General features: G+C 72.3%; 18 protein-coding genes. 8 read left to right on the forward strand and 10 right to left on the reverse strand.

The window, feature by feature from the left end; translation table 11 throughout:
• Nucleotides 1-12: 12 nt before the first annotated feature.
• Genes Q5722_RS03535 through moeZ form a run of 4 tightly spaced genes read right to left on the reverse strand, consistent with a single transcriptional unit; the run spans nt 13 to nt 8,668 of the window.
• On the reverse strand, nt 13-3,231 hold the full coding sequence (locus Q5722_RS03535; protein ID WP_305026834.1) for an ATP-dependent helicase: 3,219 nt from the start codon (nt 3,229-3,231) through the stop codon (nt 13-15).
• Nucleotides 3,228-6,497 carry an ATP-dependent helicase gene (locus Q5722_RS03540; RefSeq protein WP_305026835.1) on the reverse strand — a complete coding sequence of 1,090 codons (3,270 nt, stop codon included), beginning with the start codon at nt 6,495-6,497 and terminating at the stop codon, nt 3,228-3,230. Before Q5722_RS03540 ends, Q5722_RS03535 begins: the two co-directional genes overlap by 4 nt.
• Nucleotides 6,498-6,536: 39 nt before the next feature.
• Nucleotides 6,537-7,379 (reverse strand): hypothetical protein, encoded by an 843-nt coding sequence (locus tag Q5722_RS03545; protein WP_305026836.1) that lies wholly within the window; start codon nt 7,377-7,379, stop codon nt 6,537-6,539.
• 59 nt (nt 7,380-7,438) lie between these two features.
• Nucleotides 7,439-8,668 (reverse strand): adenylyltransferase/sulfurtransferase MoeZ, encoded by a 1,230-nt coding sequence (gene moeZ, locus Q5722_RS03550; protein ID WP_305026837.1) that lies wholly within the window; start codon nt 8,666-8,668, stop codon nt 7,439-7,441.
• A gap of 235 nt (nt 8,669-8,903) precedes the next feature.
• On the opposite strand from moeZ, the gene Q5722_RS03555 reads away from it, so the two are divergent.
• The 6 genes from Q5722_RS03555 to Q5722_RS03580 all read left to right on the forward strand — a co-directional run bounded on the left by Q5722_RS03555 (nt 8,904) and on the right by Q5722_RS03580 (nt 15,167).
• A complete protein-coding gene (locus Q5722_RS03555; RefSeq protein WP_305026838.1) occupies nt 8,904-11,180 on the forward strand; it encodes an immune inhibitor A domain-containing protein in 2,277 nt (758 codons plus the stop codon).
• 103 nt (nt 11,181-11,283) lie between these two features.
• Entirely contained in the window at nt 11,284-11,907 is a 624-nt protein-coding gene (locus Q5722_RS03560; RefSeq protein WP_439652473.1) for a TetR/AcrR family transcriptional regulator, read from the forward strand.
• 49 nt (nt 11,908-11,956) lie between these two features.
• Nucleotides 11,957-12,178 carry a DUF3107 domain-containing protein gene (locus Q5722_RS03565; protein ID WP_305026839.1) on the forward strand — a complete coding sequence of 74 codons (222 nt, stop codon included), beginning with the start codon at nt 11,957-11,959 and terminating at the stop codon, nt 12,176-12,178.
• 137 nt (nt 12,179-12,315) lie between these two features.
• The gene (locus Q5722_RS03570) at nt 12,316-12,585 is read left to right on the forward strand and encodes a GlsB/YeaQ/YmgE family stress response membrane protein (RefSeq protein WP_305026840.1); all 270 of its coding nucleotides are present in this window, start codon (nt 12,316-12,318) and stop codon (nt 12,583-12,585) included.
• Nucleotides 12,586-12,728: 143 nt separating this feature from the next.
• On the forward strand, nt 12,729-14,246 hold the full coding sequence (locus tag Q5722_RS03575) for a DEAD/DEAH box helicase (RefSeq protein ID WP_439652474.1): 1,518 nt from the start codon (nt 12,729-12,731) through the stop codon (nt 14,244-14,246).
• A 369-nt stretch (nt 14,247-14,615) separates the two neighbouring features.
• The gene (locus Q5722_RS03580; protein ID WP_305026841.1) at nt 14,616-15,167 is read left to right on the forward strand and encodes an alpha/beta fold hydrolase; all 552 of its coding nucleotides are present in this window, start codon (nt 14,616-14,618) and stop codon (nt 15,165-15,167) included.
• 9 nt (nt 15,168-15,176) lie between these two features.
• Here Q5722_RS03580 and Q5722_RS03585 read toward each other — a convergent pair whose 3' ends face one another.
• A complete protein-coding gene (locus tag Q5722_RS03585) occupies nt 15,177-15,950 on the reverse strand; it encodes a ParA family protein (protein WP_305026842.1) in 774 nt (257 codons plus the stop codon).
• A gap of 77 nt (nt 15,951-16,027) precedes the next feature.
• Here Q5722_RS03585 and Q5722_RS03590 point away from each other — a divergent pair, with 77 nt between their 5' ends.
• Nucleotides 16,028-16,909 (forward strand): SDR family NAD(P)-dependent oxidoreductase, encoded by an 882-nt coding sequence (locus Q5722_RS03590; protein WP_305026843.1) that lies wholly within the window; start codon nt 16,028-16,030, stop codon nt 16,907-16,909.
• Between the two features lie 21 nt (nt 16,910-16,930).
• Here the strand turns inward: Q5722_RS03590 and Q5722_RS03595 are convergent, their stop codons facing one another.
• From Q5722_RS03595 to Q5722_RS03615, 5 genes are all read right to left on the reverse strand, one after another.
• Nucleotides 16,931-17,551 (reverse strand): MarC family protein, encoded by a 621-nt coding sequence (locus Q5722_RS03595; protein WP_305026844.1) that lies wholly within the window; start codon nt 17,549-17,551, stop codon nt 16,931-16,933.
• Nucleotides 17,548-18,441 (reverse strand): PHP domain-containing protein, encoded by an 894-nt coding sequence (locus Q5722_RS03600; RefSeq protein WP_305026845.1) that lies wholly within the window; start codon nt 18,439-18,441, stop codon nt 17,548-17,550. The genes Q5722_RS03595 and Q5722_RS03600 overlap by 4 nt, the downstream gene beginning before the upstream one ends.
• Before the next feature lie 31 nt (nt 18,442-18,472).
• Nucleotides 18,473-19,027, reverse strand: a complete 555-nt coding sequence (locus Q5722_RS03605) for a DUF6758 family protein (protein WP_305026846.1) — start codon at nt 19,025-19,027, stop codon at nt 18,473-18,475.
• A gap of 74 nt (nt 19,028-19,101) precedes the next feature.
• On the reverse strand, nt 19,102-19,752 hold the full coding sequence (locus Q5722_RS03610) for a class I SAM-dependent methyltransferase (RefSeq protein ID WP_305026847.1): 651 nt from the start codon (nt 19,750-19,752) through the stop codon (nt 19,102-19,104).
• The gene (locus Q5722_RS03615) at nt 19,749-20,306 is read right to left on the reverse strand and encodes a histidine phosphatase family protein (RefSeq protein WP_305026848.1); all 558 of its coding nucleotides are present in this window, start codon (nt 20,304-20,306) and stop codon (nt 19,749-19,751) included. The genes Q5722_RS03610 and Q5722_RS03615 overlap by 4 nt, the downstream gene beginning before the upstream one ends.
• A gap of 62 nt (nt 20,307-20,368) precedes the next feature.
• Between Q5722_RS03615 and Q5722_RS03620 the strand changes: the two genes are divergently transcribed.
• The gene (locus Q5722_RS03620; protein WP_305026849.1) at nt 20,369-21,730 is read left to right on the forward strand and encodes a cytochrome P450; all 1,362 of its coding nucleotides are present in this window, start codon (nt 20,369-20,371) and stop codon (nt 21,728-21,730) included.
• Nucleotides 21,731-21,762: the final 32 nt, after the last annotated feature.

Here is a 21,762-nt window from a genome sequence, read left to right on the forward strand (position 1 = left end):
TGGCAGCCGCGGTCACGGCCGGAGCAGGGACTCCAGCGCGTCGCGGCCCGGCAGGTCGTCGTGGACGACGGTGTGGCCGGTCCGCACGTAGTGGAACGCCGCACGCACGGCCTCGACGGGCACCCCCATCAGCTCGGCCCAGGCCAGCCGGTAGACCGCCAGCTGGAGGGGATCGGCGGTCTCGGCCTTGCTCGTCTTCCAGTCGATGACGAGGAAGCCGCCGTCGGGCTCGGCGTAGACCGCGTCGATGCGGCCGCGCACGACCTGACCGGTGCCGTCCGCCCCGAGGACCAGCGCGAACGGCGGCTCCACGGCAACCGGCACGCGGTCGGCGAACTCCCCCGCCTCGAACGCCGCGACCAGCTCGCGCAGCTCGGCCTCGTCGATCTCGGCGTCTCCGGCACCCGGCAGCTCGTCGAGGCCGATCAGCTGCTGCTGCCCGAACCGCGCCTCGACCCAGGCGTGGAAGCGGGTGCCGAAGCGGGCCGCCGCCGACGGCTTGCGCGGCATCGGCCGGGCCAGGTCACGGGCGAAGGACGTCGGGTCGTCGCGAAGCCGCGCCAGGGAGGTGGCCGACAGCGACGACGGCATCGGCACGGCGATCTCGGTGGATCGCTCGGCGCGGGCCTCGGCGATCAGCCGGTCGAGCTCGGCGTCCCACTCCTGGACGACGGCCGCGTGCACGAGGTCGACGTCGTCCTCGGGCGCGGCGAGGTCCACGCCACGCACACGGGCGGCGGCCTCGCGACGCAGCTGCGCCTCACGGCCGACGCCGGTCAGCGGCCAGGCGACACTCGGGTCGACCTCGTCCAGGGGGTTGGTCTCCCCCTTCGCGGGGACGTCGAGCCAGCCCTCCGGCGGGATGCCCCACTCGACGAGCGCGTCGCGCACCACCCGCTGGTACGCCGACGGGCCGTACGGTGTCTTGCGCGCGCCCCACTGGTAGGAGCTGACCACGAGCCGCTGCGCAGCCCGGGTGAAGGCGACGTAGCCGAGCCGGAGCTCCTCCTCGGCGCCGTGCGCACGGGTGGCTTCCCGGTAGGCGTCGAGCGCCTTCTTGTCCCAGCCGTCCAGCATCGGCTGGTCGACCGCGTCACCCCGCAGCTCCGCCGGGAGGACAGAGGGCGACGAGGTCCACAGGGTGCGGGAGCGGTTGGACGGGAAGCGGGTCTCGCAGACGCCCACGCAGAAGACCGTCTCCCACTCCAGGCCCTTGGAGCGGTGCACGGTCAGCAGCTTCACCGAGTCGGCCTCGGTCGGCGTCGCGACGTCGAGGCCGTTGCCCTGGTCGTCCTCGGCCGTGAGGTAGGCGAGCAACGCCGCGAGCGAGACGTCGCCGTCGACCGCCTGGAAGTCGGCGACGGCCTTCACGAACAGGTCGAGGTTGTCACGCCGCGCAGCAGCAGCCGGACTCACCGCCGCAGCGAGCTCGACGTCGACCCCCGAGGCGTCGATGATCCGGCGGACGACGTCGAGCAGCGGGTCGGAGGCGTGCATGCGCAGCAGCCGGAGCTCGGCCGACAGCAGCGCGAACCGCTCCCGGGCCTCCGGGCTGTACGGGAGGTCACCGGGGTCGTCGAGCGCATCGCCGAGGGAGGCGACCTCGGCGGGGTCGACACCGTCGGCGATCTCGGTGAGCTGCTGGTCGATGCCCGCGGCCTCCTGGCGTCCACCGCGCCCGGCGATCTCCGCGGCCCGCTGGCCGAGGAGCTTGAGGTCACGGGCGCCGATGGCCCACCGCGGCCCGGTCAGCAGCGTCAACAGCGCAGCGTTGGCGGTGACGTCGTGGAGCAGGTGCAGGGTCGCGACGATCTCGGCGACCTCGGGCAGGCGCAGCAGGCCGGAGAGGCCGACGATCTCGACCGGGATGCCTGCCCCGGTCAGCGCATCGAAGACGTCGGCCGCGTGGGCGTTGTCGCGCACGAGCACACCGATGTCGGACCAGCGGCCGTGCTTCTCCCCCGTGTGTGCCGCGGCGACCTCGGCGGCCAGCCACGCCAGCTCGTCGGCGTACGTCGCGAAGGTGCGCGCCTCGACCGTGCCCTCGCCCGCGCTCTCGGGAGCCTCGAGCGGCGCGACCTGCGCGAACTTCTCCAGCAGCGGCTGGGCGAGCCGGTTGGCGACGTCGAGGATCCGCCGCTCGGAACGGCGGTTGACCGTCAGCGGGTGGACCCTGACCCCGGACGGCCCCGTGATCGCGGGAAAGGCGTCGGCGAAGTTGAGGATGTTGGAGACCGACGCTCCGCGCCAGCCGTAGATCGCCTGGTTGGGGTCACCGACCGCCGTGACCGGGTGCGCCTCGCCGAAGAGGCGGCTCAGCATGATCGCCTGGGCGACGGAGGTGTCCTGGTACTCGTCGAGGAGGACGACCTTGAAGCGCGCCCGCTCGATCTCCCCGACCTCGGGCTGCTCGACCGCGAGGCGCGCACCGAGCTCGATCTGGTCGGCGAAGTCCATCAGGCCGAGGTCGCGCTTGAGCCTGCGGTACGACGCGACGAGGCCGAGCAGCTCGCCACGGCGCTCGATCACGTTGAGCACCCCGGCCAGGGCGTCGACGTGGGTCTTGACCCGCTTGCCGTCGGCGAGGTCGGCCTGGGCCCGCGCGAGGGCCTGGCCGAACCCCTCCCACGCCCGGGCGTCGACCCGCCGCACGTCGTCGGGGCCGACCAGGTGCTCGGTCATCGCGCCGTCGAGCGCGAGCAGGCCCTGGATGACAGTCGGCGGGTGGTCGGAGAGCAGCCGGACGTCGCCGGTGTAGCGGTCGACGACGCGGGCACCGAGCTGGTAGCGGGCCGCGTCGGTGATGACCCGGGTGTCGGGCTCGTGGCCCATGCGCAGGCCGTGGTCGGCCAGCAGCGTCGACGCATAGGCGTTGTAGGTCGCGACGGTCGGCTCGAGGACGTCCTCGGGCTCGCCGTCGGCGCCGATCACCGGCTCCATCACGCCCGCGCGCTCCAGCGCCTCGCGGATGCGCACCCGCAGCTCGGCCGCCGCCTTGGTGGTGAAGGTCAGGCCGAGCACCTCCTCCGGCCGCACCTGCCCGGTCGCGACCAGGTAGACCACCCGCGCTGCCATCAGGGTGGTCTTGCCGGAGCCGGCGCCCGCGATCACGACCGCCGGCTCCAGCGGCGCCGAGATCGCCTGCCACTGCTGGGCGCTCGGCGCGTAGTCGGTGCGCATGAGGCGCTGCAGGTCCTCCGGCGTCTCGATCCGCAGGTGAGGACCGTTCATCGGGTCACCACCGATCCGGCCGACTTCGCAGGACAGATCGCGGTGAACGCGCAGCGGTCACAGTGCTGGCCGGTCAGCGCGGGGAACTGCTCGTCGCGGACCAGCGTGGCGGTGTAGGCCAGGTGCTCCCGCAGCCGCGACCGCTCAGGCCCGTCGGGGGCATGCTGCGCCTGCCGCTGCACCTGCGCCTCCGGGAGGCCGTCCTCGAGCCCGAGCTGCACGAGCTCGGCACCGCCCGAACCGGCCGTGACGCCCTCGATCGCGCCGGCGTCGACGGCGTACTGGTAGAGGGCGAGCTGCGTGTGGCGCTCGACCGCCGGACCGGTGGGCTTGCTGCGCCCGGTCTTGAGGTCGACGACCACCACGCGCCCGGCGGCATCCAGCTCGAGCCGGTCGGCGTAGCCGGTGAGGCGCACCCGCTCGCCATCGGCGATCTCGACCTCGGCCGAGAACCGCACCTCGGTGCCGAGCAGCTCACGCGGGTTGCCCGCGTGCCATGCCAGGAACTTCACCAGCGCGTTGCGGACCCGCTCGTGCTCACGCGCCGCCGACCAGGGAGTGCGGAAGGCGAGGCGGCCCCACACCGCGTCGACGTGCTCCATCAGCACCTCGAGGTCGGGCGTCAGGTCACCGGCGGCCACGCCCTCGGCAAGCGCGTGGACGAGCTGCCCGAGGTTGGCCGACTGGTGGGAGGCGCCTGCACCGCCGGCCTCGCGCTCCAGGAACCACGCCATCGGACAGGCGAGCACGCTCTCGAGCATGCTCGCCGAGACCGGCACCGGCTGGTCGCTCTCACGCACGGGCTGGCTGCTGAACGACGCGGCGCGGGTGCCCCACCAGCTCGACGGGTCGGCCAGCGCGACGCCCTCGGCCGCGAGCCGGGCCAGCCTCCGGGCCGCGGCGTCGCGCAGCGGCTCGGGCGCCTCCGGGTCGGCGACCATGCGACGCAGCTCGGCGACCATGCCGCCGAGGGAGAGCGGCCGCCGGGGTCGGCCGGACAGGTGGTGGATCGGCAGCGAGTCACGACGCTCGCGCACGACGTCGAGCGGGAACAGGTCGGTGAGGAAGCGCGAGGGCTGCTCGCCCTCGTCGTCGCTCGACTGCACGGCCGTGACGACCAGCCGCTGCTGCGCACGCGTGCACGCGACGTAGAAGAGCCGCCTCTCCTCCATGAGCAGCTCACGCGTCGTGACGGGCGGCTGCAGCACGGGCGCACCGGAGGGGTCGGCGCCGATCAGGTCGGCACCGAGCAGCGAGGAACGGCGCCGCAGGTCCGGCCAGCCGTCCTCCTGCACGTGGGCGACCACGACCAGGCGCCACTCCAGCCCCTTGGACCGGTGGGCGGTGAGGAGCCGCACGGCGGCTCCGCGCACGCCCCGCTCCGCCATCGTGTCGCCCGGGATCTCCTGTGCGACCAGGGTGCTGAGGAACGTCGCCACGCCGGTGTGGTCGCGCTGCTCCTCCACGCGCGCGGCGGCCTCGAAGAGCGCGCAGATGGCGTCGAGGTCGCGATGGGCCCGACGGGCCGAGCCGCCACCGGCCTCGACGCCACGCCGCAGGCGCGCGGGCCAGGCCGTGCCGTCCCACAGGGTCCAGAGGACCTCCTCGGCGGTCGCTCCCGCGACGGTCTGCGCACGGGCGGTCACCAGCAGGTCGGAGAGCGCTCGGGCGCGCGCTGCCTCGGGAACGGCGAGCCCGTCGAGGAAGCCGGGCTCGACGACGGCGAGCCGGATCAGCTCACGGGAGGAGCGCGCAGGGCGGCCCGCCTCCGCAGCCATGGCCTTCTCGCGCGCACGCAGGGCCCGGGCGAGCCGGCGCGCGTCGCCGGCGTCGAGGCCGCCGAGCGGGCCGGTCAGCAGTGCCTCCGCGCGCGCGGCCCCGACGTGCTCGACAGACTCCGGGTCCCGGTCGTCGAGGTGGACCACCGCGCGCAGGGCGTCGAGCAGCGGCAGGACGGCCGGGTCGCGGACCAGCGGCAGGTCGTCGGAGGCGACCTCGACCGGCACCCCTGCCGCCCCGAGGGAGCGGCGCAGCGCCGGGATCGAGGACCGTCCCGAGCGGACCAGAACGGCCATCTCGTCCCAGCCGATGCCGTCCTCGAGGTGGGCCCGTCGCAGCAGGTCGGCGAGGTGCTCGGCCTCGGCGCGCTCGCTGTCGAACGTGCGGACCTCGACCTGCCCGTCCCCGAACGGGCCCGGCAGCGCCCGCGGAGCGAGGAACGCCTCGCGTGCCTCGACGGGGATCGATCCCTGGAGCGAGAGCCGACTGGCGACAGCCTGGCTGGCGCGCAGCAGCCGCGGACCGAAGCGACGTGTCGTGGCCAGGGCGATGACCTCGGCCGGCTCTCCCGAGGCCTGGGGGAACGCCGTCGGGAACTCGAGGATCCCGCGCACCTCAGCGCCGCGGAAGGCGTAGATCGACTGGTGCGGGTCGCCGACGACGGTCAGCGAACGGCCGTCGCCGGCCAGGGCCTGCAGCAGCGCGACCTGGCCGGGGTCGGTGTCCTGGTACTCGTCGACGAAGACGTGGGTGAAGCGCTCGCGGAGCTCCGCGCGGTGCGCCTCGGCCTCGATCGTCGCGCGCCGGATCAGGTCGGCGTAGTCGGTGGCGCCCTGCGCGTCGAGGATCGTGAGGTACTGCTCCAGGAACGCACCCGCCGCCACGAACGCGGGCAGCCCGTGGTCGCGGCCGAGCGCGGCGAGGTCGTCGGGCGCCAGCCCCTTCTCGCGGGCACGGCCGAGCACCGCCTGCACCTCACGCGCGAAGCCCCGCGTGCCGAGGGCACCACGCAGGGAGTCCGGCCACCGCACCGACTCGGGGTGGTCGGCCAGCAGCTCGCGCAGCACCACGTCCTGCTCGGGTGCCGACAGCAGGCGCAGCGGAGCGTCGTAGAGCTCCTTGGGCGCGTGGGCGCGGATCAGCCCGTAGGCGAAGGAGTGGAACGTCGAGCACATCGTCGCCGTCGTGGTGCGCCCGATGCGGGCCGTGACGCGGTCGCGCAGCTGCTCCGCCGCCTTGCGCGAGAAGGTCAGCGCGAGGATCGACCCGGGCGAGACCCCGTCGCGCTCGATGCGCGTCGCGATCGCCTCGACCAGCGTCGTCGTCTTGCCGGTGCCCGGCCCGGCCAGGACCAGCAGCGGCCCGCCCGCGTGGTCGACGACCCGCTGCTGCGCCTCGTCGAGCAGCACCGCGGATCCGCCGGACGACGGCGGGACGAGGCGGTAGGTGGGCGCGGTGTCGAGCACGTGTCCCACCCTGTCAGACACGGCCGGCAGATCCGTCCGCCGGGAGCAGGCCCACCGCCGTCACGCGGGGTGGAAGCGCACCGTGCCGGGAACCAGCCGGAGGCCGGCGATGCCGGAGTGCGCCTGGGCGAAGGCGAGCTCGTGGGCCAGGTCACCGACGCCGTTGCTGGTGCCGGTGAGGCCGAAGGCGAGCGTCGAGAGCACACCGGCAGCACGCCCGTCGGGACCGAGGTAACCCGATCCGGAGTCGCCCGGGATCCCGGTGCCACCACGGACGACGTGCTCCCAGCCGCGGCCCTCGGTCGCCGTCTTGCGCGCGGTCCGGGCCGAGCCGCCGCCACCGAGCGTCATGCTGGAGGCCCCGTAGGTGTAGACCGTGCTGCCGACCGGCACACCGTCGGTGTCCAGCGCGACCGGACCCCCGGTCACCGGCATCGACGGGTTCACCTTGCCGACCGAGCCGGCGTCGACGCGGACCAGCGCGAAGTCGTTGTAGGCGCACCGGATGGTGTTCGTCTCGTGGCGCGCCTGCATGGTGCGCCACGAGCTGTAGGCGAGGCGGCCCGAGCCGGTGGTCGTGCCCGACGTGAGGAGCCCCGCGCCGGTGCCGAAGCGGACCGGCGTGCCGAGAGCCAGGCTGCGGGTGGCGCAGCCGTCGGTGTCGCTGGAGCCACCAGTGGCCGCGCAGTGCGCCGCGTAGCCGACGTACACGCGGCGGGCGTCGTCGGTGAAGACGAAGTTGGCCGTGCACTGCGCACCGTCGGTGAACATCTGCACGCCGGGGTGGATCGTCGCCGTCGACGCGGGAGCCCAGCGCGACGCGGCCTGCGCACCGCCGGCCTGCATCCCCGGGGCGACGACGGCGAGCAGGACCGGGACGGCGAGAAGACGAAGGCGCGGCACGAGGGGCAACGTACCCCGCGTGCCGCGCCTTCGCGGCAGCTTGTGCTGCGGTCGCTCCGTCAGTACGACGGCTGCGACGGGTCGATCTGGTTGACCCAGGCCACGACGCCACCGCCCACGTGGACGGCGTCGGAGTAGCCCGCGCCCTTGAGGATCGCGAGCACCTCGGCCGAGCGGACGCCCGACTTGCAGTGGAGGACGACCTGCTTGCCGGAGTCGACCGCCGGGATCTTCTCCAGGGCGGAGCCGTTGAGGAAGTCACCCTTCGGGATCAGGGTCGCGCCGGGGATCCGGTTGATGTCCCACTCGACCTGCTCGCGGACGTCGACGAGGAAGATGTCGTCACGGTCCTCGAGCCACTGCTTGAGCTGGTGGACCGAGATCGTCGAGCCGGCCGACGCGTCCGCGGCCTCCTCGGAGATGGCGCCGCAGAACGAGTCGTAGTCGATGAGCTCGGTGACCGTGGCGTTCTCGCCGCAGAGCGCGCAGTTGGGGTCGCGACGGACCTTCAGCTTGCGGTACTCCATCTCGAGCGCGTCGTAGATCATCAGCTTGCCGACGAGCGGGTCGCCCATGCCGGTCAGCATCTTGATGGCCTCGTTGACCTGGATCGAGCCGATCGAGGCGCAGAGGACACCGAGGACGCCACCCTCGGCGCAGGACGGGACCATGCCCGGCGGCGGCGGCTCCGGGTAGAGGCAGCGGTAGCACGGCGCCTCGGCGGCGGCCTCGCGCATCGCCGGGTCGTCGGAGTTGCGCAGGCCCGCGGCGTACACGGAGGCCTGGCCGTCGAAGCGGTAGATCGAGCCCCAGACGTACGGGATGCCCAGGAAGTACGCCGCGTCGTTGACCATGTAGCGCGTGGCGAAGTTGTCGGTGCCGTCGACGATCAGGTCGTAGCCCTCGAAGATCGCGTAGACGTTGTCGTTGTCGAGGCGCTCGCCGTGGACGACGACGTTGACCAGCGGGTTGATCTCCTGGACCGACTCCTGCGCCGAGACCGCCTTCGGGCGGCCGACGTCGGACTGGCCGTGGATGATCTGGCGCTGCAGGTTGGACTCGTCGACCTCGTCGAACTCGACGATGCCGATGGTGCCGACGCCCGCGGCGGCGAGGTACATGAGCGCCGGGGAGCCGAGGCCACCCGCGCCGATGACGAGGACCTTCGCGTTCTTCAGGCGCTTCTGGCCGATCATGCCGACGTCGGGGATGATCAGGTGGCGGCTGTAGCGGCGGACCTCGTCGACGGTCAGCTCGGCTGCCGGCTCCACGAGTGCGGGGATGGACACGCAAGGCTCCTCGGGTCGGAAAAACGTCAGCGACGTGCGGACCGGGCCAACACGCCGTACGCCGCCATTGTTCCCCACGCACCACTGCGGCCCGGCCCGTGACCGAATCGCAACCAGCGAATCAGTGCAGAACGTCTGGACAGTGCACACATACCGCGCTTGAGTCGGCGGTGGCGTTCGCGCCAGCCGCCCGGCCTGCCTGACCGGCGCGGACAGCACTCTCGGAAGGCCACACGTGAAGAGATTCGCCACCGGCGTCCTCGCCGGCACCGCAAGCCTGGCTCTCGCAGTCACCGCACTGCCCGCGTCAGCGCAGGAGTCCACACCACTCCAGGCGGAGAAGCAGCAGGCCCAGCGGTCGGACAACCGCCCCGGGCCGCTGACGGAGAAGCAGGAGCGCCTCCGCACGAAGGCGCTCACCATGCTCGACGCCGGCAAGGCCCGGCTGAAGGCGCAACCCGACGGCGGTGCCACCGTCGCTCTCTCCAACGGGGAGTACGTCGAGTTCCCGACCGCCGACAAGACCGACCAGATCTGGACCGTCCTCGCCGACTTCGGCACCCAGTCGGCCGGACGCTACGGCCGGACACCGGGACCGGTGCACAACCAGATCCCCGAGCCGGACCGCACGAAGGACAACTCGACGCTCTGGGTGCCGGACTTCGACCGCGCCCACTACGAGCAGATGTTCAACGGCAGCGGCGACTCCTTCGCCGACTACTACGCGAAGCTGTCCGGCGGGAAGTTCACCGCCCACGACACGGTCGAGGACTGGGTGACCGTGCCCTACAACGCCTCCTACTACGGCGACAACGCCGTCGAGGACAAGGGCGGCTCGTGGCAGTTCATCGCCGACTCCGTCAACGCCTGGTACGCCCAGCAGGTCGCCGCGGGCAAGACCGCCGCGGAGATCGACGCCTACCTGTCGAGGTTCGACACCTGGGACCGCAACGACTACGACAACGACGGCGACTTCAACGAGCCCGACGGCTACATCGACCACTTCCAGGCCGTGCACGCCGGCGAGGGCGAGGAGGCCGGCGCCGACCCCGACGCCATCTGGTCGCACCGCTGGTACGCCGACGGCGACCTGTACGGACAGACCGGTCCCACCGTGGGTGGCACCGCCAACCTGATGGGCGGCACCCGCGTCGGCGACTCGAAGTACTTCGTCGGCGACTACACCGTCGAGCCGGAGAACGGCGGCCTCGGCGTCTTCGCCCACGAGTTCGGGCACGACCTCGGCCTGCCGGACTACTACGACACCGACGGCGGCGAGAACGGCACGGCGTTCTGGACCCTGATGTCGTCCGGATCGTGGCTCAACCACGGCACCGAGGACATCGGCTCCGTCCCGGGCCTCATGGGACCCGAGGAGAAGCGGTACCTGGGCTGGCTCGACCACAGCGAGGTCGGCCTCGGGCAGTCGGGCACCTACACTCTCTCCCCCAGCCAGAACACCGTCGACGGCCAGGACCAGGCGGTGAAGGTCGACCTGCCCGACGCGGTGACCAGCTCGACGTACACGACGCCGCCGCAGGGCACGCACGCCTGGTGGTCAGGCCGCGGCGACGGACTCAACAACAAGCTGACCCGCACGGTCCCGGCGGCCAGCCGGGTCGTCGTCTCCGCCGACACCTGGTACTCCATCGAGGACGGGTTCGACTACCTCTACGCCGAGTACTCCACCGATGGCGGGGCGACCTGGCAGAAGGTCGGCAACGCCCTCACCGGCACCTCCCGGGGCTGGGTGAGCAAGCGGTGGGCCTATGACCCGAAGGGGAAGGCCTCGCTCTTCCGCTTCCGCTACCAGACCGACGGCGGTGTCAACGAGGCCGGCGCGTTCCTCGACTCCGTCTCCGTGGCACCGGCCAAGGGCACGGCGTTCACCGACGACGCCGAGGCCGGTCCGGGCGACTGGACCGTCCAGGGCTGGTCGATCAGCGACGGCACCGAGACGAAGAGCTCGCACCGCTACTACCTGATCGAGAACCGTCAGTACGTCGGCTACGACGCCACGCTGGAGACCGGGCCGTACCAGTTCAGCGAGGCGGTCAGCCGGCCGGACTGGGTCGAGCACTTCCCGTTCCAGGACGGCATGCTCGTCTGGTACGTCGACGAGCGCTACCCCGACAACAACGTCAGCGCCCACCCCGGAGCCGGCGCCTCGATGGTCGTGGACGCGCATCCGACCTCGCTGGTCTACAGCGACGGCACGAGGCCGAGCAACCGTCGTCAGCCGTTCGACGCGACCTTCGGCCTCGACCCGGTGGACCCGGTCTGCCTGCACAAGCAGGTGCCCGACTCCTCTCCCGCGGGCTACACGACGTACGAGGCATGCGCGACGGACCTGGCCGCGAAGCCGACCTTCGACGACAGCGACCCCGACGCCTACTGGTCGGCGGACAACCCGCAGAACTCCGTCAAGGTCGCCGGCCACGGAGTGCGTGCCACCGTCACCGGCACGACGGGCAACGCGATCACGGTGGAGGTGAGCAACCCGGCGGCCTGACGGCACTCCGGCCCCACAGCGCGATCCGACCGTCTCCTGCGTGGTTGTCGTCACGCGGCTTGTAGGCTGCTGCAGCAACCACGTGGGAGACGGGAGGGTCGTCGTGACGACTGAGGAGATCGAGGACATGCGTCCCCGGAGTGGTCGACTGCCGCGTCACGCGCGCCGTGCCCAGCTGCTCGAGTCCGCGCTGGAGGTCTTCGCCGCGCAGGGCTACCACGCGGCCGCGATGGACGACATCGCCGCGAAGGCCGGCGTCTCCAAGCCCGTGCTCTACCAGCACTTCCCCGGCAAGCTCGAGCTCTACCTCGCCCTGCTGGAGTCCGCGTGCGACGCGATCATCGAGCGCACCCGCGAGGCGCTGCGCTCGACGCACGACAACAAGCTCCGCGTGGCCGGCACGATGGCTGCCTTCTACGACTACGTGGCGGCCGACACCGGCGCCTTCCGTCTCGTCTTCGAGTCCGACCTGACCAGCGAGCCCGCGGTCCGCGAGCAGGTCGAGCGCGTGACCACCGAGTGCGCCGCCGCGATCACCGAGGTCATCGCCGAGGACACCGGCCTTCCGGCGGAGGCTGCGCACCTCCTCGCGGTCGGCCTCGTCGGCATGGGCCAGGTCAGCGCGCGCTACTGGCTCAACGACCCGGGATCGCTCTCCCGCGAGCAGGCCACCGCCCTCGTCTCCGGCCTCGCCTGGCGTGGCATCGGCGGCTACCCGCTCCACTGACACACTTGTCCGCAGACCCGCTCACGCAGCACAGATGAAGGAGGGCCTCATGGAGGTCAAGATCGGTATCCAGAACGTCGTCCGCGAGCTCGTCGTCGAGACGAACGAGACGGCTGCTGCGGTCGAGAAGCTGGTCAGCGACGCGATCGCCGATGGCGGCGTGCTCGCGCTCACCGACGGCAAGGGCCGCCGGGTCGTCGTCCCGGTCGCCTCCCTGGCGTACGTCGACTTCGGCGGCGGCGTGCAGGGCCACGTCGGCTTCCGCTCCTGACCCGGACGGCGCGTCTCGCGACACGCCGGAGGTCGCCGTGGCGAGCGACCGTTGCCAACCCCTGCGATCACGGGCAAGGTGAAGTGCGACAGGACCGGCCGGAGGGCCGGCTCCGCTGTGCGAAAGGCAGGCTCGACATGGGTTCGATTCTCGGTGCCATCATCGGCGGCGCGATCATCGGCATCCTCGGCAAGCTCGTGGCCCCCGGCGGCCGCGACAACATCCCCCTGTGGCTCACGGTCATCTGCGGTATCGGCGGTGCCTTCATCGGCACCTACCTGTACACCGCGGTCGGCTTCAAGGCCGAGACCAACGGCATCGACTGGTGGCGTCACGTGTGGCAGATCGTCTCCGCGGCGGTCCTCGTCGTGATCGCCGCCGGCATCACCGGCCGTCAGAAGGCCTGACCCACCGCAGCACCCTCCGAAGCCCCCTGCATCGTCGATGCAGGGGGCTTCGGCGTTCCTCGGTAGACTCAACTCCCGTATGTGCGCGGTTGACCCGGTAATGGAGTCGGCCGCACGACCTCCAACCGGAAGAACTGAAGACCGTGACCACTTTCCGCGACCTCGGCGTGCTGCCCGAGATCTGTGACGCCCTTGAGCGCAAGAACATCACCGAGCCCTTCCCGATCCAGGAGATGACCCTCTCGGTCGCCTTGATGGGCACCGACCTGATCGGCCAGGCCCGCACGGGCACCGGCAAGACCCTCGCCTTCGGCATCCCCATCATCCAGCGGGTCGTCACCGTCGACGACCCGGCGTACGCCGGCATGGCGCAGGGCAAGCCGCAGGCCCTCGTCGTCGCCCCGACCCGCGAGCTCGCGCTCCAGGTCTCCTCCGACCTCGAGCTCGCCGGCTCCGACCGCGGCGTCCGCGTCCTCACCGTCTACGGCGGCGTGGGCTACGAGGGCCAGCTCGAGGCCCTCGAGGCCGGCGTCGACGTCGTCGTCGGCACCCCGGGGCGCCTCATCGACCTGATGAACAAGCGCGCCCTCGACATCTCCCACGTCAAGGCCCTCGTGCTCGACGAGGCCGACGAGATGCTCGACCTCGGCTTCCTCCCCGACGTGGAGCGGCTGCTCCGCGGCACCCCGGAGACCCGCCAGACGATGCTCTTCTCGGCCACCATGCCGTCCGCGATCATCACCCTGGCGCGCATGCACATGCGCCACCCGATGAACATCCGCGCCGAGTCCGCCGCCGACGAGCAGACCGTGCCCGCGACCGCGCAGTACGTCTACCAGGTGCACGACCTCGACAAGCCGGAGATCATCGGCCGCGTCCTGCAGGCCGACGACGTCGACAAGGTCGTCATCTTCACCCGCACCAAGCGCCAGGCGCAGCGCGTCGCCGACGACCTCGTCGAGCGCGGCTTCTCCGCCTCGCCGCTGCACGGCGACATGGCCCAGGTCGCGCGCGAGAAGGCGCTCACGAAGTTCCGCGAGGACAAGGTGAAGGTCCTCGTCGCCACCGACGTCGCCGCCCGTGGCATCGACGTCCGCGGCGTCTCGCACGTCATCAACTACACCTGCCCCGAGGACCACAAGACCTACGTGCACCGCATCGGCCGCACGGGTCGCGCCGGCGCCTCGGGCACCGCGATCACCTTCGTCGACTGGGCCGACCTGCAGCGGTGGAAGCTCCACAACAAGGAGCTCGACCTGCCGTTCGACGAGCCGGTCGAGACCTACTCGACCTCCCCGCACCTCTTCCACGACCAGGGCATCCCGGAAGGCACCAAGGGCCGCATCAAGGCCGCCGCCCCGGTCGAGCGCAAGCCGCGCGAGGACCGTGGCGGCTCGGCCTCGGGCGAGCGCTCGGGCGACCGTCCGGCGCGCAACCGCAACCGCACGCGGACCCGCAGCGGCCAGACGGTCGCAGGCGAGGCGAAGCCGGCCGAGGCCAAGGCCCCTGCCGCCGAGGGCAGCGCCGACGGCGAGGCGAAGGCCCCGTCCGCCAACCGCAACCGCAACCGTCGGCGCCGTCGCCCGAGCGGCCAGGGTGGCCAGGGTGGCCAGGGTGGCCAGGGCCAGTCTGTCGCTGCCGCCACTCCCGCCGGCGAGTGACCTGACGCAGACAGCACGAACGCCGCGTTCCCTCTCGGGGAGCGCGGCGTTCGTCGTTGCGGGGTCTTGCGCCACGCGACGCCGCGACCGAGGCTGGGCGAAGCAGTCCACGGAGGTCCACATGAACGATGCTCTCGCCCCGGGCGTCCTGCGCCACGACGTCACCGGATCGGGGTCCGTCGTCCTCCTGGTGCCCGGCGGCCTGACCGGGCGCCCGGCCTGGGCGCCCCTCGTGCCGGCCTTCAGCGAGCTCCACCGGGTGGTGGCGGTCGACCTCTGGAACAACGCCTTCGGAGCGGATGGCTGGTCGGCCGGCCGGGCTACACCGCCGCACTCGACCGCGAGAGCCTCCTGCTCACCCTCGACCACGTGGGCGCCGACGACCCCGTCGACATCGTCGCCTGGTCCAACGGCGCCCGGGCCTCACTCGACTTCGCCCTGCACCACCCGGAGCGGGTGCGGAGCGTGACCGCCGTCGAGCCCGCGGCGTGGTGGCTCGCTGGCGAGGAGCGCGAGGACGTCCGCGCCTTCACCGAGTTCTTCGCCAGCGTGGCGTGCAGGGACCTGTCCGAGGAGGACCTGATCCGGTTCCTGGTCGACGTAGGTGTCGCACCTGCCCAGACCCCGTGGCGCGACCTGGCCGGCTGGCCGCTCTGGTACTCCTGTCGCAACGCCCTGTCGTGGTTCACGCCGGAGTCGTTCGCGACCATCCGCGCCGGGATCAGCGACCTCGCTGCGCTCGACGTGCCCCTGCTGCTCTTCAAGGGCAGCAGCGGTGCCGCTCACTTCGCCGACACCGTCGATGTCATCGCCGCGACCGTGGGGGGTGCGCGTGCTGCGACGCTGGAGGGCGGCCACGCGTGCCACCTGCAGGACGCGGAGGGCTTCGTGCGCCAGACGCTGGCGCACCTCGCGACGTGAGCCCTCAGGTCAGCGCGCGGCGCGCTCGACGAGCTTGCCCGCCACCTCGCGGTACGCCGCAGCGCCCTTGCTCGTCCTGCTCGTCGCCAGGATCGAGCGACCCGCTGCCGGCGCCTCGGCGAACTTGATGGTCTTCGGGATCGGCGGCTCGAAGACGTCGAGCTCGTACACCTCGGAGATGGTGTCCAGCACCTTGCGGGCGTGGTTGGTGCGGCCGTCGTAGAGCGTCGGCAGGACGCCCCAGACCTCGAGCCGCCGGTTGGTGAAGCGCCGGACGTCGTGGACCGTGTCGAGCAGCTGGCCCACGCCGCGGTGCGAGAGCGTCTCGCACTGGAGCGGCACCAGGACGCCGCGGGCGGCGGTCAGCGCCGCGACCGTGAGCACACCCAGCGACGGCGGGCAGTCAAGCAGCACCCAGTCGTAGGCCTCCCCTGCCTCGGCGAGGTCCTCGAGCACGCCCTTGAGCACCTGCTCGCGCCCGGTGCGGGTCAGCAGGTCGGCCTCGGCCCGGGCGAGCTCGATGGTCGCCGGCAGCAGGTCGACGCCGTCCTCGGTCTCGATGATCACCTCGCGGGCGTCGAGCCCCTTGGTGAGCACGTGGTGCACCGACGCGTCGAGGTCCTCCGGGTCGATGCCGAGGGAGAACGTCAGGCAGGCCTGCGGGTCGAGGTCGACGAGCAGGACCTTGTGGCCCGCCTCGGCGAGCGCGGCACCGAGGGAGGCGACGGTGGTCGTCTTGGCGACGCCACCCTTCTGGTTGGCGATCGCGAGCGTGGTGGTCATCGCGGCCATTCTGCCCGACGCGTGGGCCACGTCACGTGATGACCGCTCCGTGTCACGCCACCACTACCCTTGCGGGCATGGCTGACGCGCACGACCACGACCACGTCCACGGCGAGGACTGCTCCCACGAGCACGACCTGCTCCCCCTCGCGGACGAGGAGGCCGGCGGCTGTGGGCCTGACTGCCGCTGCGGCCAGCCGCGGACGGCGCTGGTCACCGGCGCCACTGCCGGCATCGGCCACGAGTTCGCGCGCCAGCTCGCGTCGTTCGGGTGGAACCTGGTGCTGGTCGCCCGCGACGAGGAGCGCCTCACCGAGGTCGCCGAGCAGCTGCACCAGGAGTACGACGTCGCCGTCGAGGTGCTTCCTGCCGACCTGGCCGACCCTGCCCGCCGTGCGGCGGTCGCGGGCCGTGTCGCCTCGGCCGACCAGCCGGTCGACCTGCTCGTCAACAACGCCGGGTTCGGCCTCAAGCAGAAGTTCCTCGACAACTCCTTCGCCGACGAGCAGCGCATGCACGACGTGCTGGTCACTGCGGTCGTCGAGCTCTCCCACGCCGCCCTCGGCGCGATGGCGGAGCGCGGGCACGGCGGCATCATCAACGTCTCGAGCGTCGCCGCCTTCGTCCCGCGCGGCACCTACTCCGCCGCGAAGGCCTACGTGAACCGCTTCAGCGAGTGGGCGCACAACGAGTACGGCCCGCAGGGGGTCGCGGTGATGGCGCTGTGCCCGGGCTTCACGAAGACCGAGTTCCACGGCCGCCTCGGCATCGACCGCGACGCCTCGGCGCCGAAGTGGATGTGGCTCGAGGTCGAGCGCCTCGTCTCCGACGCGATCAAGGACTTCGAGAAGGGCAAGGCCTTCTCGATCCCGTCGAAGCGCTACAAGGCCCTCGTCACCGCCTCGCGCGTCGTGCCGGGGCCGGTCAAGCAGAAGCTCCAGGGCCTGGGCCGGAAGTGACCGGCCGTCACCGGCGGGGTCTCAGGCGCCGCCGGTGACGAACGCGCGGACCGCGTCCGCGACCATCTGCACCGCGATGGCCGAGAGCAGCAGACCGGCGATGCGGCTCACCAGCAGAACGCCGCTGGGACGGATCAGCCGCATGATCGGCAGTGAGAACCTCATCGCCGTGTAGATGCACAGGTGCACGCCGATGATGCCCAGGGCGACGGCGCTGAACGACGCCACCGAGTCGACCTGCTTCACGAAGAGCATGGTGGCCACGATCGCTCCGGGGCCGGCGAGCAGCGGGGTGCCGAGCGGCACCATGGCGACGTTCTGCTCTGCCTTGACGCCGGCCACCGGGTCCTCGTCGCCGGTGAGCAGCTCGAGGGCCACGAGGAGCAGGAGCAGGCCGCCGGCGCCCTGGAGCGCCGGGATCGAGACGTGCATGTAGTCGAGGATCTGCTGGCCGAAGACCGCGAACGTCGTGATCACCAGCAGCGAGACCGCAGGCGCCTGCCACGCGGCGCGGCGTACGACGGAGGCCGACCGCCCCGAGGTGAGGGCGAGGAAGATCGGGATCGACCCGGGCGGGTCCATGATCACGAACAGCGTCACGAAGACCTCGGTGAGGAGGACGACGTCGACGACCGAGCTCATGGCGTCACCACCTCCGGCGTCGTGCGACCGGAGGCCGCCGACGCGGCAGCGGCACGGGCCAGGAGGCGCTCGTACTCGATGGGCGAGGTCGTGTTGCAGCCGAGGTCGTGCCCGACCTTGCCGGCACCGTGGTGGTCACTGGACCCGGTGACCACCAGGTCCAGGTCACCGGCGATGGCGCGCAGCTGCCGGCGCGTCTCCGGACCGTGGTCCTCGTGGTCGACCTCGATGCCGCTCAGGCCGACCGCGGCGAGGTCGGCGAAGCCCGCCTCGTCCAGCGGACCGGGGTCGTTGCTCCTCCCCCACGCATGGGCCACCACGGTCACGCCACCGGCCTCGGCGACGGTGCGGATCATGGGCTCGAGCGGAGCGGCGTAGCGGTCGACGTACGCCGGGCGGCCGGGGCGGAGCAGCTCGTCGAAGGCCTGGTCACGGTCGCGGACCACACCCGTCGCCACCAGCGCATCGGCGATGTGCGGCCTGCCCACCGCGGCGGCATCCCCGGAGACCCGGCGGACGTCCTCGACCGTGAGGGCGATGCCGAGCTCGTGCAGCTTGTCGAGGATCGCGGGCACGCGTGAGCTGCGCCCGTCGAGGACCTTCTGCAGCGCATCGACGAGCGGGGCGTAGGTCGGGTCCGGGAGGAAGGCGAGCAGGTGCACGTCCCGCCCCCGGTGCCGCGTGCTGATCTCCATGCCGCGGACCAGGTCCAGTCCCACTGCGGCAGCGGCGTCGGCCGCCTCGTCCCATCCGGCCGAGGTGTCGTGGTCGGTGATGGCGAGGACGTCGAGGCCGGCGGCCTTCGCCGCGTGCACCAGCTCCATCGGGGACTGGGTCCCGTCGCTCACCCGGGTGTGGGTGTGGAGGTCGATACGGAGGTCGGGGCGCACCCGAGCAGCCTAGGGGACGAGCCGGCCGCGCTCACCACTCCGTGGGCGCTGCGCCGAACGGCACCGCGAGCAGGGGCGCCCCGATCGACGACGCGTCGGCGAAGTGCCCGATGTCGTGGACCATCAGCAACGCCGACGCCGGCCGGACCACCAGCCAGAACCACCGTCCGTCGGCCTCGCCGGCCAGGACCGAGCGGTCCAGCTCAGCCGAGGCGTCGTGTGTCGACACCGTCCAGAGCGGCACCGTGCTCCCTCCGACCCGCAGCCGGGCGTCGGCCGGCCGGTCGGCGATCTCGGCGCCCGGGTCGGAGCAGACCGTGCCGGCCACCCGGGCTCCCAGGCCACAGCCGGGTTCCTCGGCGACCGTCGTCAGCGACACACCGCCGTCGTCGGGGCTGATCCCCTGGACGGAGGCGAGCGTCGCGCGCGGACGACCGGCCTCGCCCACGGCACCGAAGTCCACCACCCGCCATCCCGTGGCAAGCGGCCACGGCAGGTAGGTGGGGAACCCTGCGGTCCGGGCCAGGTGCTCCACCATCGAGGCGTACGACGGCTGGTCGGGCCGCCAGAACTCGTCCGGCGCCATGCGTCCACGGTAGCCCCTGGCGGCGCAGCGGTCAGCAGCCGGGCAGCCACGGGGCGGCTGCGGACCGCCGGTGGTCAGCCGCGGGCCGCGAGCACCTCGAAGGTCCCGAAGACGGTGCGCAGCCGGTGCACCCTGTCGAGCCCCGCGAAGCCGGCCGACTCGACCAGCTGCGGCACACAGCCCTCGACGTTGCGCTGCGTGTTGGCGTAGCCGTCGAGCAGCTGGACGGGCAGGAACGCCGCCCGCATCACCGGGTCGTGCGGCCGGCCCCAGTCACCGATGACGAGCAGGCCACCAGGGCGCAGCACGCGACGCATCTCGCGCACCGCCGCCTGCTTCAGCTCGAGCGGGAGGTGATGGAGGACGAGGGTGCAGACGACGGCGTCAACCGACCCGTCGGCGTACGGCAGGAGCGTCGCGGACCCGATCTGCCAGCGGACGTCCCCGGCTCCCTCCTTGGCCTGGGCGAGCGCCATCACGTCGGGGTCGAGGTCGAGACCGGTCACGACGCCTGCGCCGAGGCGCCCAGCGAGGGCGAGCGCGAGCGTGCCCGTGCCGCAGCCGACGTCGAGCACCGTGCGTGGCGCCTCCGCGGCGACGAGGTCGACGATCCGCGGCCGCCAGTGTGGCTCGCGCATCGACAGGGCGATCGCGGTGTCGTAGAAGCGGGTCAGCCCGGCGAAGCCCAGGGCCGGGACGTGCCCGTCGAGGTCGGAGCGGCTCATGCGTTCCACCGCAGGATCACGGGCGTCTCGCGCTCCCAGCCGAGCACCGAGATCGTGGCCGTGTCGAGGCGGAAGTGGGCACCGCCGGACACAGGGAGGCCGAGCCAGCGCGCGGTCAGCGCGCGGAGGGCGTGGCCGTGCCCGAAGACGAGCGCGCGGTCGACACCGCGGACCCTGGCGATGACCCGGTCGAGCCGCTCCCCCACCTGGCCGGCTGTCTCTCCGCCGGGCGACGGGTGCGACCACACCGTCCAGCCGGGGTCGGTCTCCCTGATCTGGACCGTGGTCAGGCCCTCGTAGTCGCCGTAGGCCCACTCGGCCAGGTCCTCGCTCGGCGCGGCATCGGGGAACCCTGCCAGCTCCGCCGTGCGCCGGGCCCTCAGGCGCGGCGACGTGAGCACCAGGTCGAACTCCTGGCCGGCCAACCGGCCTGCCAGCGACTTCGCGACCTGCTCGCCCTCGTCGGTGAGCGGGAGGTCCGTGGTGGAGGTATGCCGCCCGGCGCTGGACCACGCGGTCTCGCCGTGCCGCACCAGCCAGAGCTCAGGCGTCATGTTTCCACCCTAGGGCGGACGCCCTTCCCGCACCTACGCCCCTACGCCCCTACGCTGCAATGGTGACGACGGCACGGCTGCATCCCGGCTCCTTCCTCCTCGGCTCCACGCGCGAGCTGCTGGCCAACCAGGTCGACTTCCTGGCCTCGACCTACGACGGCGAGCACGACGTGGTCCGCTTCCGGATCGGACCGCCGGGGCCGCTGCGCCGCGAGCTCCACGCGGCGCACAGCCCGGAGGCCGCGGAGCAGATGCTGAGCGCGAAGACGTTCGCCGGCTGGCGCAAGGACAACGTCTTCTACGACGAGATCCGGCTGGCGCTCGGCAACGGCATCCTCACCGCCCAGGACGACGACTGGCTGCGCCAGAAGAGGTTCGTCCAGCCGGTCTTCACCCGTGCCCGGGTCGACGGCTACCTCGAGGCGATGGTGGCCGAGATCGCCGCGGTCATCGCCACCTGGCAGCAGCGGGAGGACACCGAGGTGGACCTCCACGAGGAGATGACGGCGCTGACCCTCGCGATCGTGGCACGCACCCTGTTCGGCGACGACCTCCACGAGCTCGCCGACGAGGTCAGCCGGTGGTCTCCCGTCGCCAACGCCGCGATCCTCGGCCGCGTGGCGCTGCCCACCCGGATCCCGCTGTCGTGGCCCCTGCCCGTCAACCGCTCGATCCGCGAGGCCCAGCACCGGCTGTACGCCGTCTGCGACGAGATCATCCGCCGGCGCCGAGCCGGCATCGACGTGGGTGACGACCTCGCCAGCCTCCTCATCGACGTGCGGGACGGCGCCGACGCGCTGACCGACGAGGAGATCCGCGACCAGATGCTCGTCTTCCTGCTCGCCGGGCACGAGACGACCTCGACCAGCCTCACCTTCGCGCTGCATCTGCTGGCCAGGCACCCCGAGGTGCAGCAGGCAGTGCTCGACGAGGTGACGGCGGTCCTCGGCGACGCCGCTCCCACGCCCGCCCAGGCCCACAGCGGGCTCCCCTACACGACCGCTGCGCTGAAGGAGGCCATGCGGCTCTACCCGGCCGCCCCGTTCACCGGGCGCCGGACGGTCGCGGACACCGACCTGTGCGGTGTGCGCGTGCCGGCAGGGTCGGACGTGGTCGTGTCGACCTGGTCGATCCACCGCCGCCCGGACCTGTGGCCGGACCCGGAGCGCTTCGACCCGACCCGGTTCCTCGGCGAGGCCGAGAAGGGGCGCCACCGCTACGCGTGGATGCCCTTCGGCGCCGGCCCGCGGGCCTGCATCGGGCAGCACTTCTCCATGCTCGAGTCGGTCGCGGCGCTGGCGATGCTGGTGCGCGCCTTCGAGCTCGAGGACCGCACGGACGGCGAGGTCCGGGTCGCCTCGGCGATCACGCTCTTCCCCCTCGATCCGGTGCGGACGCGGATCAGGCCCCGCACCCTCGCCTGAAATGCGGTCGTCCGGCTGAGGCCTAGCCATGG

It is taken from the genome of Nocardioides jiangxiensis, assembly GCF_030580915.1.
Lineage (GTDB): Bacteria > Actinomycetota > Actinomycetes > Propionibacteriales > Nocardioidaceae > Nocardioides > Nocardioides jiangxiensis.